13 protein-coding genes are annotated in these 13,321 nt (G+C 49.0%); 9 read left to right on the forward strand and 4 right to left on the reverse strand.

Going from position 1 to position 13,321, the window contains the following annotated elements:
- Positions 1–160: 160 nt before the first annotated feature.
- Positions 161–961, reverse strand: a complete 801-nt coding sequence (mazG, locus tag HV477_RS17825; RefSeq protein WP_000210451.1) for a nucleoside triphosphate pyrophosphohydrolase — start codon at positions 959–961, stop codon at positions 161–163.
- Between the two features lie 605 nt (positions 962–1,566).
- Between mazG and HV477_RS17830 the strand changes: the two genes are divergently transcribed.
- The 9 genes from HV477_RS17830 (at position 1,567) to HV477_RS17870 (ending at position 9,909) form a co-directional block, all read left to right on the forward strand.
- Complete coding sequence (locus HV477_RS17830; RefSeq protein ID WP_000842511.1) at positions 1,567–2,154, forward strand: fimbrial protein; 588 nt, start codon at positions 1,567–1,569, stop codon at positions 2,152–2,154.
- An 83-nt stretch (positions 2,155–2,237) separates the two neighbouring features.
- Positions 2,238–4,934 carry a fimbrial biogenesis outer membrane usher protein gene (locus HV477_RS17835; protein ID WP_074180600.1) on the forward strand — a complete coding sequence of 899 codons (2,697 nt, stop codon included), beginning with the start codon at positions 2,238–2,240 and terminating at the stop codon, positions 4,932–4,934.
- Between the two features lie 12 nt (positions 4,935–4,946).
- Positions 4,947–5,720 carry a fimbria/pilus periplasmic chaperone gene (locus tag HV477_RS17840; protein WP_001044459.1) on the forward strand — a complete coding sequence of 258 codons (774 nt, stop codon included), beginning with the start codon at positions 4,947–4,949 and terminating at the stop codon, positions 5,718–5,720.
- 19 nt (positions 5,721–5,739) lie between these two features.
- Entirely contained in the window at positions 5,740–6,246 is a 507-nt protein-coding gene (locus HV477_RS17845; protein ID WP_000178258.1) for a fimbrial protein, read from the forward strand.
- 14 nt (positions 6,247–6,260) lie between these two features.
- Positions 6,261–6,731 (forward strand): fimbrial protein, encoded by a 471-nt coding sequence (locus tag HV477_RS17850; RefSeq protein WP_000832396.1) that lies wholly within the window; start codon positions 6,261–6,263, stop codon positions 6,729–6,731.
- The gene (locus tag HV477_RS17855) at positions 6,728–7,264 is read left to right on the forward strand and encodes a fimbrial protein (protein ID WP_017466195.1); all 537 of its coding nucleotides are present in this window, start codon (positions 6,728–6,730) and stop codon (positions 7,262–7,264) included. The genes HV477_RS17850 and HV477_RS17855 overlap by 4 nt, the downstream gene beginning before the upstream one ends.
- Before the next feature lie 54 nt (positions 7,265–7,318).
- The gene (locus HV477_RS17860; RefSeq protein WP_001072353.1) at positions 7,319–8,350 is read left to right on the forward strand and encodes a hypothetical protein; all 1,032 of its coding nucleotides are present in this window, start codon (positions 7,319–7,321) and stop codon (positions 8,348–8,350) included.
- Between the two features lie 136 nt (positions 8,351–8,486).
- A complete protein-coding gene (locus HV477_RS17865; protein WP_000502519.1) occupies positions 8,487–8,669 on the forward strand; it encodes a hypothetical protein in 183 nt (60 codons plus the stop codon).
- A 154-nt stretch (positions 8,670–8,823) separates the two neighbouring features.
- Positions 8,824–9,909 (forward strand): hypothetical protein, encoded by a 1,086-nt coding sequence (locus tag HV477_RS17870; RefSeq protein ID WP_001531793.1) that lies wholly within the window; start codon positions 8,824–8,826, stop codon positions 9,907–9,909.
- Between the two features lie 457 nt (positions 9,910–10,366).
- Here HV477_RS17870 and HV477_RS17875 read toward each other — a convergent pair whose 3' ends face one another.
- The 3 genes from HV477_RS17875 to relA all read right to left on the reverse strand — a co-directional run bounded on the left by HV477_RS17875 (position 10,367) and on the right by relA (position 13,303).
- Complete coding sequence (locus tag HV477_RS17875; protein WP_001261201.1) at positions 10,367–10,663, reverse strand: type II toxin-antitoxin system RelE/ParE family toxin; 297 nt, start codon at positions 10,661–10,663, stop codon at positions 10,367–10,369.
- Positions 10,629–10,985: a type II toxin-antitoxin system ParD family antitoxin gene (locus HV477_RS17880; RefSeq protein WP_000480218.1), complete on the reverse strand. Its 357-nt coding sequence runs from the start codon at positions 10,983–10,985 to the stop codon at positions 10,629–10,631. Before HV477_RS17880 ends, HV477_RS17875 begins: the two co-directional genes overlap by 35 nt.
- Positions 10,986–11,068: 83 nt before the next feature.
- Entirely contained in the window at positions 11,069–13,303 is a 2,235-nt protein-coding gene (relA, locus tag HV477_RS17885) for a GTP diphosphokinase (protein WP_000226842.1), read from the reverse strand.
- Positions 13,304–13,321 lie beyond the last annotated feature (18 nt).

Here is a 13,321-nt window from a genome sequence, read left to right on the forward strand (position 1 = left end):
CATGACCTACGCCACAAACTTTCATTATTCCTCCTCTTCGTCAGGCTGACATTCACACAGGGAGGGAGAAAATAGCCCCTTTGAGGTAAATGTTTTTGACGTAAATCAAGCGCTTGTTATTTAAAAAATCACACAAATCGCTCTTGACCGCCTAAAACCTTTAGAGATCAATTTCCTGGCGTTTTACTTCCTGCCAAACTTCTTCCATTGTTTCCAGGTCTACCCCGGTCATTTCCAGGCCTCTGGCTGCGACAATACGTTCAACTTCGCGAAAACGACGTTCAAATTTATCGTTCGCTTTTTGCAAAGCGAGCTCCGCTTTCGTACCTAAATGACGCGCCATGTTGACCGTGGCAAAGAGCAAATCGCCCATTTCTTCTTCCAGTTTAGCCTGATCAACAACCGCCTGCCGCGCCTCGAACATCACCTCATCGATCTCTTCATAGACCTTATCGACGACCGGTCCCAGCGTCGTCCAGTCAAAGCCCACGTTTGAACACCGTTTCTGGATTTTTTGCGCGCGCATTAAGGCCGGTAAGCTGCGCGGAATATCGTCCAGCGCGGAATGCTGCGCTTTTTGCGCGCGCTCTTCCGTTTTGATTTGCTCCCAGCGAACTAATGCTTCTTCGCTATTATCCGCGGAAAGCTCGCCAAAAACATGCGGATGGCGGCGCTCCAGCTTGTCGCTGATGGCAGCGCAGATATCATTAAAATCGAAGCGGCCTTCTTCCTGCGCCATCTGCGCGTAAAACACCACCTGGAACAACAGGTCGCCCAGTTCGCCGCGCAAATCGTCAAAATCCTCACGCGCAATCGCATCCAGTACTTCATAGGTTTCTTCCAGCGTATAAGGCGCGATGCTGGCGAAGGTCTGCTCTTTATCCCACGGACAGCCGTTTTCCGGGTCGCGCAGGCGCTGCATGAGGGTGAGAAGACGGTCAATTTGATGGTTAGTTGTCATGGTTTTTAATCGGTTGTAAATACTAGCGACAATTGTAACGTATTATTCTTAACCATTCACGCACAGAGACACTACGACAACGCCTATATAATAAAATATATTGTTAACAGGTGTTGAATGCTACCTTTCCCGTATAACTTTAAAATTATTAATCGATACACAACAATATAATAATCATATAACTAATTTATTAAAAAAACAGATATTTGCCCCAGCCGTTATAAATAACATCAATTAAGTAAAAAAATCATGCAAACACTATAAGCACCCCACCCAAAGAGCCTTCCCTTTCAAAAAAAATAAATTATTTCACTTTTACGGAAAAACGAGTAGCATGCACGCCAGTTTAATATTCAAAAAAGACCGCTTTTTTGTTTTTTCTGGAACATACATGAAATAAATATATTGAAAGTATTACATATAATATTCTATGAGCAGGTACGATCATTCAGCTCATAAGAATATACTCATAAAAATGTAGAAATATAATATTTTTATTATGACCTATTTTTTACTCAAAGCCCGCAGCATGGCTCTATGCCGCATATCCCTTGGTATACGCGTACAAAATGCTGCCATAAAACACGTTAATTAAGGATAACACGATGAAGTCATCTCATTTTTGTAAACTGGCAGTAACTGCATCTTTAGTTATGGGAATTGTCTCCGGCGCTCAAGCCGCGGGTAGCAACACAGCAAAGGTCACTTTCCTTGGTAATATTGTTGACTCCCCCTGCTCCGTCACATTGGATACGGAAGATCAAACAGTCAATATGGGTTCAAGTATCGGTAATGGCACGCTGAGTAATGGTAAAACGACTATCAACAATGCCCGTACCTTTCATATCGATCTTGAGGGTTGTACCTGGGCTACCGAGAAAAATATGAATGTGGTATTCACTACAGGTAGTGGAACCACAGCGGCTACAGGCGCCACGGATAATCTCGCGCTGATGAAGACTGACGGCACTGGCGCTATTAGCAATGTAAGCCTGGCAATCGGCGATGCAGGCAAAAACAATATCAAACTGGGCGATACCTATACACAGGCCATTGCGGACCTGGACGGAGACAGCATCCTTGATGAGAAGCAAAGCCTGAATTTCACCGCCTGGCTGGTTGGCGCAGCAACCGGCACCGTAGGCACAGGTGAATTCAGCAGCGCCGCCAACGTCACTATCTCTTACCTGTAATTCAGATAACAGAGTCACGACGATAAATACCCTGCCGCTTTAGGTAGGGTATTCCTGTTGAGTTTTATTGCGGAATATATTTGATGAATAACACATGGAAAAGTGTTCTTTGCCCAATAGCGTGCGGAGTGGGAATGCTTCTAAGCGCCTCCCCTTATAGCGCGTCAGGCAAAGACATCGAATTTAATACCGATTTCCTCGATGTAAAAAATCGCGATAACGTTAACATTGCACAGTTTTCTCGTAAGGGTTTTATTCTGCCAGGCGTCTACCTCTTACAAATTAAAATTAACGGACAGACTCTGCCGCAGGAATTTCCTGTTAACTGGGTTATACCAGAACATGATCCACAAGGAAGCGAGGTTTGCGCAGAACCAGAATTAGTTACGCAATTGGGTATAAAACCGGAACTCGCGGAAAAACTCGTCTGGATAACGCACGGTGAACGACAATGTCTGGCGCCAGATTCACTGAAAGGCATGGATTTTCAGGCCGACCTGGGACACTCCACGCTGCTGGTGAATTTACCCCAGGCGTATATGGAATACAGCGATGTCGACTGGGACCCACCCGCCCGCTGGGATAATGGTATTCCCGGCATCATTCTGGATTACAACATTAATAATCAGCTCCGCCACGATCAAGAAAGCGGCAGCGAAGAGCAAAGCATCAGCGGCAACGGGACGTTAGGCGCGAACCTGGGCGCATGGCGACTGCGGGCCGACTGGCAGGCCAGCTACGACCATCGTGACGATGACGAGAACACTTCCACCCTCCACGATCAGAGCTGGAGCCGCTACTACGCCTATCGCGCACTACCGACGCTCGGGGCCAAACTTACGCTGGGCGAAAGCTATCTCCAGTCCGATGTTTTCGACAGCTTTAACTATATCGGTGCCAGCGTCATTTCTGACGATCAGATGCTGCCGCCGAAACTGCGCGGCTATGCGCCGGAGATCGTGGGCATTGCGCGCTCTAACGCAAAAGTCAAAGTCTCCTGGCAGGGGCGCGTACTGTATGAAACGCAGGTGCCCGCAGGACCGTTCCGTATTCAGGATCTCAACCAGTCCGTTTCCGGTACGTTGCACGTCACCGTGGAAGAGCAGAACGGTCAGACGCAGGAGTTTGACGTTAACACCGCATCGGTTCCCTTCCTGACGCGCCCCGGCATGGTGCGCTACAAGATGGCGCTGGGCCGCCCGCAGGACTGGGATCATCACCCCATTACCGGCACATTCGCCTCGGCGGAAGCTTCGTGGGGGGTCACCAACGGCTGGTCGCTCTATGGCGGCGCAATTGGAGAAAGCAACTATCAGGCCGTGGCGCTGGGAAGCGGTAAGGATCTTGGCGTGGTGGGCGCGGTGGCGGTCGACATTACGCACTCCATCGCCCACATGCCGCAAGACGACGGGTTTGACGGCGAAACGCTGCAGGGTAACTCATATCGCATCAGCTACTCCCGTGACTTTGATGAAATCGACAGCCGACTAACCTTTGCCGGATACCGCTTCTCAGAAAAGAACTTTATGAGCATGAGCGACTATCTGGATGCGAAAACCTATCATCATCTCAATGCCGGTCACGAAAAAGAACGCTATACGGTCACCTATAACCAGAACTTCCGTGAACAAGGCATGAGCGCCTATTTCAGCTACTCACGCAGTACCTTCTGGGACAGCCCGGATCAGAGTAACTATAACCTGTCTCTTTCCTGGTACTTCGACTTAGGGTCGATAAAAAATCTCAGTGCGTCGCTGAACGGCTATCGCAGCGAATATAACGGTGATAAAGATGATGGCGTTTATATCTCGCTGTCTGTTCCCTGGGGCAATGATTCCATCAGCTACAACGGTACGTTTAACGGTAGTCAACACCGTAATCAGCTCGGCTATTCCGGCCACAGCCAGAACGGCGATAACTGGCAGCTTCACGTCGGGCAGGATGAACAAGGCGCACAGGCAGACGGTTATTACAGCCATCAGGGCGCGCTGACGGACATCGATCTGAGCGCGGATTATGAAGAAGGATCGTACCGTTCGCTGGGCATGTCGCTGCGCGGCGGCATGACGCTGACCACCCAGGGCGGCGCGCTACACCGGGGAAGTTTAGCGGGCAGCACACGTTTGCTGGTTGATACCGACGGCATTGCGGACGTCCCCGTTAGCGGTAACGGCTCGCCAACCTCAACCAACATTTTCGGCAAGGCCGTGATTGCGGATGTCGGAAGCTATTCGCGCAGCCTGGCGCGTATCGATCTGAACAAATTGCCGGAGAAGGCGGAAGCTACTAAGTCGGTTGTGCAGATCACGCTCACCGAAGGCGCCATCGGCTACCGTCACTTTGACGTGGTCAGCGGCGAGAAAATGATGGCGGTTTTCCGGCTGGCAGACGGCGACTTCCCACCGTTCGGCGCCGAAGTGAAAAACGAGCGCCAGCAGCAGTTGGGCCTCGTAGCCGATGACGGCAACGCCTGGCTGGCGGGCGTAAAAGCCGGGGAAACATTGAAAGTCTTCTGGGATGGCGCGGCGCAGTGTGAAGCATCACTCCCGTCCACGTTTACACCGGAGCTATTGGCCAACGCGCTATTGCTGCCGTGCAAAATGCTGGAAGGTCAGCCCCCCACCGCACCGCAGAAAAGTTCTCCGCTGCCTGCGCAACCGCTAATCCAGGAACATACGCAAACCGATGGCCAACCGGCCGCGCCGGTGGCGACAACCACTCAAACCCCGCCCATACCGCTGGCTGACAACCATGCGGTGAATCGCAAGGATATGGAATAAAGGGAACCTGTAATGAACAAGACCAACCATTTTAAGCGCCAGGCGCTTATCGCTTCGGTATTACTGGCTGCGCCGCTGGTATCGCACAGCGCGATTGTGCCGGATCGTACCCGCGTTATTTTTAACGGCAATGAAAATTCAATCACCGTCACGCTGAAAAACGGCAACGCCACTCTGCCCTATCTCGCACAGGCGTGGCTGGAAGACGATAAGTTCGCCAAAGATACCCGCTATTTTACCGCCCTGCCGCCGCTGCAGCGTATTGAGCCAAAATCCGACGGGCAGGTTAAAGTCCAGCCGTTACCGGCCGCGGCTAGCCTACCGCAGGACCGGGAAAGTCTGTTTTATTTCAACGTGCGGGAAATTCCGCCGAAAAGCGATAAACCTAATACGCTCCAGCTGGCGCTGCAAACGCGTATTAAGTTTTTCTACCGCCCGGTAGCCGTAGCCCGGCAGGTGGATAAGACGCACCCGTGGCAGACGAAGCTCACGCTGACCTACCAGGGCGATGGTGTGATCTTCGACAACCCCACACCGTTTTACCTCGTCATCAGCAATGCCGGTAGCAAAGAGAACGAAACCGCCTCCGGCTTTAAAAACCTGCTGATTGCACCGCGTGAAAAAGTGACCTCTCCCATCAAAGGTGCCTCGCTCGGCAGCTCGCCGGTGGTGGGCTACGTCGATGATTACGGCGGCCATCGCCTGCTGGTTTTTACCTGCTCAGGGAATACCTGCAAGGTCAATGAGGAAAAAACCCGTGACGCTGAGAAGAAAGCGAATAAGTAATCCTGTGCGAAAGAGATCCATGACGATGTTGACTCGCTGGAAAATACTGGTGCTGCTGTGCGGTGGATTCGTTACCGGCACCGAGGCTGCCGGCACAAAAACCGTGCAACTGGAGCTGCATCTGGTCGTCACTCAACCACCGCCCTGTACGATAGGCGGCGCTTCCGTAGAGTTTGGCGATGTCCTGACCACCAAAGTTGGCGATGCTTCTCAAACGAAACCTGTGGGCTACAGCCTGAACTGCGATGGCAGAGCGAGCGACTATCTGAAGCTACAAATTCAGGGGACCACTACCACCATCAGCGGGGAGCAGGTTCTGCAAACTTCGGTTCAGGGGTTAGGCATCCGTATTCAGCAGGCGGGCAATAAGCAACTGGTTCCGGTTGGCATAACGGATTGGCTGAACTTCACCCTGAGCGGCAGCAATGGGCCGGAGCTGGAAGCCGTACCGGTTAAAGAGCCCACCACGCAGTTAGCGGGGGGCGATTTTAACGCCAGTGCGACGTTAGTCGTGGATTACCAGTGATGGAGAGATTCATAGTGAAAAGGGTGCTTATCCTGACGCTTTTAATCACCCAGTTTGCCTGCGCCGACAATTTGACCTTTCACGGCAAACTGATAAACCCGCCCGCCTGTACTATCAATAATGGTGAAACGCTGGAGGTCAGTTTTGGTAGCGTGATTATTGATAATATTGACGGCGTCAATTACCTGACCGAGATCCCGTGGACCCTTACCTGCGACAGCAGCTTTCGCGATGACGCATTAACTTTTACGTTGAGCTATCTGGGCACGGCGACGCCTTACTCCGCAAATGCCTTAACCACCAATGTCCCTGAGCTGGGCATTGAACTTCAGCAGAACGGCACGGTGTTTCCTCCCGGCACGTCGCTAACCATCGATGAATCATCGCTTCCCACACTAAAAGCCGTGCCGGTAAAACAGCCAGGTAAAGAGCCTGCCGAAGGCGATTTTGAGGCTTTTGCCACGTTACAGGTGGATTACCAATGAACCGTATTTTTCAAACTGCCGGGCATTTGATCGGAGGCGTAATGTTATGGGCGGTTTGCAATACGCTACCTGCCGCCACGCCTAATGTGCACTACAGCGGTAAGCTGGTTGCCGGCGCCTGTAACCTGGTAGTGGATAATGACACGATGGCGACGGTGGATTTTCATACTATTGGCAGTGACAATTTCGACGCCAGCGGGCAAACGACTCCTGTTCCATTCACACTTAGCCTCCAGGATTGCAAAACAGCGCTAGCCAACGGCGTGCTGGTGACCTTTCAGGGCGTTGAAGACAGTACTCTGCCCGGACTGCTGGCGCTGGAGCCCTCGTCGGAAGCCAGTGGTTTTGCGATTGGCGTGGAAACGGCTGCACAGCAACCAGTGAGTATCAATGCAACAGTGGGTACAGCTTTTGTGCTGAAAGAAGGGATTACCACCATCAACTTGCAGGCCAGGCTGCAAAAATACGCTGGTGAAGAGGTTATGCCGGGGGAATTTAAGGGTAGCGCAACAGTGAGTTTTGAATATCAGTAACTTCTCAAGTTATATACTCATTTCTAATATTTTATTTAAATAATGGAAATTTAAATGAATCAAAAAGTATTATTTTTTCTAAGTATAATTGCATATCCTGGGATAACTCAGGCCATTAACCAAAATGTAATGATTGAACCATTAGTAATACGTGACTCAACAAATTATTTAGTACTACCTCAGGCTCAACAGGCTGAATTCTCACAATGCAAAAGCTGGCCGCATGATAGCACTGTTATTCCAGCAAAATATGAGGCAACCCTGCTTAATGGAAGTCTCATATCTATGTTTATTGGTGGCATAACAGTTAATTTATATACAACAGCAGATGTCAAAGTTAATACAGATGCCCAGTGTACATTACTCAATGGTAATTTTCCTGGTTATTACGGCATAACATGCTTTGTTACTGGTTATGACACAGACAAAGCTGTACCTGTAAGGACAGATAATGGCATGTCAATTATCGAAAGTAAATTATATGCTACAGGAACAATGAGATATATAACAGAGATCCCGATGGATGGCAGTGGCTTTCAGGGTATGGCGATTGGTGGTGCAGTAGTAATTAATACAGGCGCAATAACACCAACCCCTAATACGGGTGTTATTTCTAACATAACAATGCCACCACTATATGATCCCGGGTTTATTTTTACGGTACCTGGATGCGGTCAATACAAATATCATTCTGGGACAGGTTCTGTTTTTACGAATAACAATTCAACTTATACGGTTGCATCGCCGATTGGTTTCATAACTGCGTCTTTGGATAAGAACTCCGTGTTAAATTATAATGAACTTCATTATAACGACAAGGCAGAAAATATAGAACTAGGGAAAATTTATTTGATGTATAAGGAGAAAAATGTCACGTGGGGTGAAGGATTCGATTATACATTGGAAAATAGCACGATCAATGTAGTTTGTGCTGATAGCAGGATTAAAACAAATGTAGATTATCAATGTAGGAATGGTGATATGGGGGCATGCAACAATGGCGAACTGGGAAGAATAATCGGCAACTGGGAACGAATAAACGTTGATACTAATTGCAGCGTGACAGTTATTTTGCCCTGGCAATAGTATTTTTCTTAATATATCTGAGTTTACTATTGCATACTTTTATACTCATATACCCTAAATAATTCGAGTTGCAGGCAGGCGGCGACGCAGTGACAAATTCGTCTGATACGAATTTGACAGCCGAAGGCTGCCTGCGGTGGGGGACAAGGATGTCCCCCATCAATCCCCGGGGCTTACTCTGGTCAGTGACTGGGGGGAGCGAGGACAAATTGGCAAGGCCGATGTGAACGCCGCTTACGGCGGCCCTTTAGGGCGAGGCCCGGAGAGGCGGGCCATGAACGGCTACCATTTCTTTCGCGAGTTAAGCGAAGAATGCTGAAAAAACAGTACAGAAAAGTCAGGATAAGGAGTTATACAGACGGCTTACCACTATCCCGATGCTGTATACAGGATTATTGGTCAGTTCACTTTACTGCTCCTAAAACAACCTGCCTCACTTAAAATTTAGCAAAATTATTGACCAAGGAAAACAAATGTGTACAAATTTTTTAAAAACATCGCTACTAATAACATCCACTTTTTGGTGTATTGCGCTACAATGCGCTGAAGTAAGAACGGATATAAAATATAATTCTCAAATTATTTCACAGTTTGATAGTATTAGCGCACTGGCTGGCGATCCTACATTCGATACCATCCATACCCCATTACCAACAAACATTCATATCCTTTCATCGTGCACTAAGTCAGGTGGATCAGGTGGAGGGGGGGGTTGTATTCCAGGTACATTGCCTGATGGACTTGAATCCACTCTTGAGTTTGATCCATCAACTTCTTTCATCAATACAACCGCTGTCGATAACGGTATCACTTATAGTTTTACTGGTGAAGCGGTAAAAGCAACGGCACATGCCAGCTGTACGGCTAATCAGGCAACTAACAGCGCAATTTGTGTATGGGATAAATCATTTTCACTTCCCCTCACCTTACTTACCAAACAGAACGGAATAACCATTAACCAGCAAAATCTTACAGTTTCGGTAATACCCGGAGGAGGAAATAGTGATACTAATCAATACTCATCCCTTTCCGGCCATATTATTATTGATGAATCGGTAAGCAGCTACACGAATTATGAACCGGAAACATCGGGCATTGAGAATCTGAAATTAAAATGGACTGTAACAGTGACAGAAGATACCGAAGGTGATGTCGGTATATGGAACGGATCACTTGTACTTAACGGCTCTCCAGCGTCCACCCTACATCGTTATTTGCTTCCAGAAATATTAGATGCTTCATTTTCTGAAAATACGATAGCGCACAGTACTGAAGTCGCCATGACTGGCGCAAAAAATAATGTCGAGCTAGCCTCTGTATATCTCTACCATGGCAATACGCCATGCGATGATACATCCTTGTGTAACTACAGTCTTAATAAGACATCAGTTTCTCTTGTATGTCACGATCTGAATGCGCAACTTAACTTTAGCAACACTTGTAATGCTTCAGGCACAACACATTGCCTGAACGGCAAAGTAGGTACGATAAAGGGTACCTGGGAGAGAGTCAACATCGATACAACTTGTGCAATCACCGTTTTGATACCCTACGAATAAATACAGGAAAAATGATGACCATAAACAAAAGAATCATAATTTCATTTATTCTATTTATGTGCTTCACCAATAATACATTTGGATCTGGATACGTTAAGATCAATGCCGAATTGAATGATATGGCAGGCAGAGGGGTAGGCACAGTGATTTAAATAGTAATCTACGGCGAAGGGGAAATCTTTCGTTTTGGTTGTACAGGGAACGCTTCGGCATACCAGAAAGGAGGTCAGCCCCTCACGGGATAGATCAGAAAATAGCTCCAGAATTGCAGGGCGAAAAGAATTAATGATGAGAACAGATAAAGAATGAAGAAGCTTAGATCCAGACTCATAGCTAATTATTCATAGAATAAATACTATAGTAATGAATAAAATTCAGAATAGGTGTTACGTATTTCAAACACATAAAACCTTAACCGATATCACATAGAGTATAACTGGTTTTTTTAATAAAAAGGCTATAACCAATTTACATGCTTACCAGCATCCTGATTCTGGCTCAGAATACGTATCACGATAACTTCCGTAACTGATTGTATAAAATAGATAATATGCCTTTCAAACGGTAAGGCATAAATGTATTCACCCAGTTCAGGTCGAGGCGTGCCAATGTTATTGGCACTCATAATGCTGAATATTTCTGATAGATGATTAATATATCGATCGGCCTGTATTTCGCCAAAATGCTGCCAGCCGTAATGCCAGATATTTTCCAGATCTTCACTGGCCTTTGGCGTTAATTTTACCGTTCTCATCGGGTTTGATCATCCCTGTTTTGACCTTCCGTAAAAAGGCATCCTTTTCCCAGGCCTGCGGCTCTCCGCTGTTCAGACCTTCAGCCAGAAGTTCACGTAACGCCTGAAGTCGTGACTCGGCCTGTTTTTCCCTCAGCAGACGAAGAGACTCTCTGATCACTTCACTTTGTGTTCTGTAATCACCTGATTCTATGAGCGATTCAATAAACTCGCGCAGTTCATCGCCAAGATCAACGGTCATTGTTCTGGCCATAACAGCCTCCACTGTAAGTATAAATCTTACATAAGAGTACACCGGAAATGAAATGTACGTCAAAAACATACCCCATATCTCATGCTTATGGGGTTGCTAATGCGGCTTTGCTGAACGAGTAGCAAAGCCGCTACATTATTAGTGTCTGGGGTTTACCCCCCGTGCAGTCGCCGTGCATCAATCACATCCGGCACCTGGTTCAGCTTACCGAGCACGCGGCCCAGCACCTGCAGATTGTAGATCTCGATGGTCATATCAATGGTGGCGATCTGCTGTTTAATGTCGCTGCGGCTGGCGACGCCCAGCACGTTGACTTTTTCGTTAGCCAGAATGGTGGTGATATCACGTAGCAAGCCGCTGCGATCGTTGGCCTGGACGCGCACCACCAGCGAATATCCCGCCGAATAGCTTTCACCCCATACCGCCTCTACGATCCGCTCCGGCGCATGGGAGCGCAGTTCCGCCAGCTGTTCGCAGTCGGCCCGGTGCACGGAAATCCCCCGCCCCTGAGTAATGAAGCCGACAATTTCATCCCCCGGAATCGGCTGGCAGCAGCGGGCGATGTGGTGCATCAAATTACCCACGCCTTCTACCACCACGCGCCCGTCGTCTTTACGACGATTTTGCGGCGCGTATGTTTTTTGCTGAAGCTGTTTCAGCGCCGCTGCATCCTGCTCCTCTGCACTCGGCTTATTGAACTGCGATTGCAGGAAATTCACCATCTGATTAAGACGGATATCGCCGCCGCCTATCGCCGCCAGCAACTCTTCCAGCTCATTAAAGTTGTAGCGCGGCAGCAGATGTTTCTCGGCCTCTTTCAGGCTAATCCCCAAATGCGCCAGCTCATCGTCGAGGATCTGCCGTCCAGCCTGGATATTTTTGTCACGATCCTGCTTGCGGAACCAGGCGTGAATTTTCGAGCGTCCGCGGCTGGTCGTCACATAGCCCAGGTTTGGATTCAGCCAGTCGCGGCTGGGATTCGGCTGCTTCTGAGTGATAATTTCAACCTGATCGCCCATCTGCAACTGATAGGTGAATGGCACAATACGCCCACCAATTTTCGCGCCGATGCAGCGGTGCCCGACATCGCTGTGGATGTGGTAAGCAAAATCGAGCGGCGTAGATCCGGCAGGCAAGTCAACCACGTCGCCTTTTGGCGTAAAAACGTAGACCCGATCGTCAAACACCTGGCTGCGCACTTCATCCAGCATTTCGCCGGAGTCGGCCATCTCTTCCTGCCAGGCGATCAGCTTACGCAGCCACGCAATTCTGTCTTCATGACCGGAACGCACGCCGCCGGACGCGGCGCCTTCTTTATACTTCCAGTGTGCCGCCACGCCCAGTTCGGCGTCTTCATGCATCTGTTTGGTACGGATCTGGATCTCAACGGTTTTACCGCCCGGCCCCAGGACCACGGTGTGGATAGACTGGTAACCGTTCGGTTTCGGGTTAGCGACATAATCATCGAATTCATCCGGCAGGTGGCGATAGTGCGTATGCACTATCCCCAACGCGGCGTAGCAGTCTTGCAGACGTTCAGCGACAATACGCACGGCGCGCACGTCAAAGAGTTCATCAAACGCCAGATGCTTTTTCTGCATTTTTCGCCAGATGCTATAAATATGTTTTGGTCGTCCGTAGACTTCCGCCTGCACGCCTTCGTTTTTCATTTCGGCGCGCAGATGTCCAACAAACTCTTCGATGTAATGTTCGCGATCGAGACGGCGCTCATGCAGCAGTTTGGCGATGCGTTTGTATTCCGCCGGATGCAGGTAGCGGAAACAGTAGTCTTCCAGTTCCCACTTCAGTTGCCCGATGCCCAGACGATTAGCGAGCGGCGCATAGATGTTGGTACATTCTTTCGCCGCCAGCACGCGCTCATCTTCCGGCGCCTCTTTCACTTCGCGCAAATGAGCGATTCGCTCGGCCAGTTTGATCACCACGCAGCGGAAATCATCCACCATCGCCAATAACATTCGACGGACGTTATCAACCTGCTCCGAAGAAACAGAGTCGTTATGAGTGGCGTTTAGCTGACGGATCGCCGCCATATCGCGCACGCCATGAATCAGGGTAACGATAGATTTGCCAACGCTTTCGCGCAGTACATCTTCGCTGACTACGTTGGCATCGGCCAGAGGGAACAGTAGCGCCGCCCGCAGCGTGTCGATATCCATACTCAGCGTGGAAAGAATTTCTACCATCTCCACGCCACGCCACAGCAACAGATCCGCATCCGGATGTCCTTGTGTCTGTTGCAGGCAATACGCCCAGGTTTCGGCTAAGCGCTCACACGACTGCTGGCTGGAAATTCCCAGGCTTGCGATCCACTTCTTCGGATCAAATTCACCAGCTTTATTAATATGTGCACTTCTTACCGCGACCATCGTCCTCTCCTTAAGGGA

The sequence above is a fragment of the Salmonella sp. SG203 genome (assembly GCF_013350575.1).
Classification (GTDB): domain Bacteria; phylum Pseudomonadota; class Gammaproteobacteria; order Enterobacterales; family Enterobacteriaceae; genus Salmonella; species Salmonella enterica.

Excerpts from the sequence above, each read along its gene's own strand:
- HV477_RS17840 (WP_001044459.1), top strand. The coding sequence starts at position 4,947 with ATGAACAAGACCAACCATTTTAAGCGCCAGGCGCTTATCGCTTCGGTA.
- HV477_RS17835 (WP_074180600.1), top strand. The coding sequence starts at position 2,238 with ATGAATAACACATGGAAAAGTGTTCTTTGCCCAATAGCGTGCGGAGTG.
- HV477_RS17830 (WP_000842511.1), top strand. The coding sequence starts at position 1,567 with ATGAAGTCATCTCATTTTTGTAAACTGGCAGTAACTGCATCTTTAGTT.
- HV477_RS17875 (WP_001261201.1), bottom strand. The coding sequence starts at position 10,663 with ATGAGAACGGTAAAATTAACGCCAAAGGCCAGTGAAGATCTGGAAAAT.
- HV477_RS17845 (WP_000178258.1), top strand. The coding sequence starts at position 5,740 with ATGACGATGTTGACTCGCTGGAAAATACTGGTGCTGCTGTGCGGTGGA.
- HV477_RS17860 (WP_001072353.1), top strand. The coding sequence starts at position 7,319 with ATGAATCAAAAAGTATTATTTTTTCTAAGTATAATTGCATATCCTGGG.
- relA (WP_000226842.1), bottom strand. The coding sequence starts at position 13,303 with ATGGTCGCGGTAAGAAGTGCACATATTAATAAAGCTGGTGAATTTGAT.
- HV477_RS17880 (WP_000480218.1), bottom strand. The coding sequence starts at position 10,985 with ATGTTTTTGACGTACATTTCATTTCCGGTGTACTCTTATGTAAGATTT.
- mazG (WP_000210451.1), bottom strand. The coding sequence starts at position 961 with ATGACAACTAACCATCAAATTGACCGTCTTCTCACCCTCATGCAGCGC.
- HV477_RS17855 (WP_017466195.1), top strand. The coding sequence starts at position 6,728 with ATGAACCGTATTTTTCAAACTGCCGGGCATTTGATCGGAGGCGTAATG.
- HV477_RS17870 (WP_001531793.1), top strand. The coding sequence starts at position 8,824 with ATGTGTACAAATTTTTTAAAAACATCGCTACTAATAACATCCACTTTT.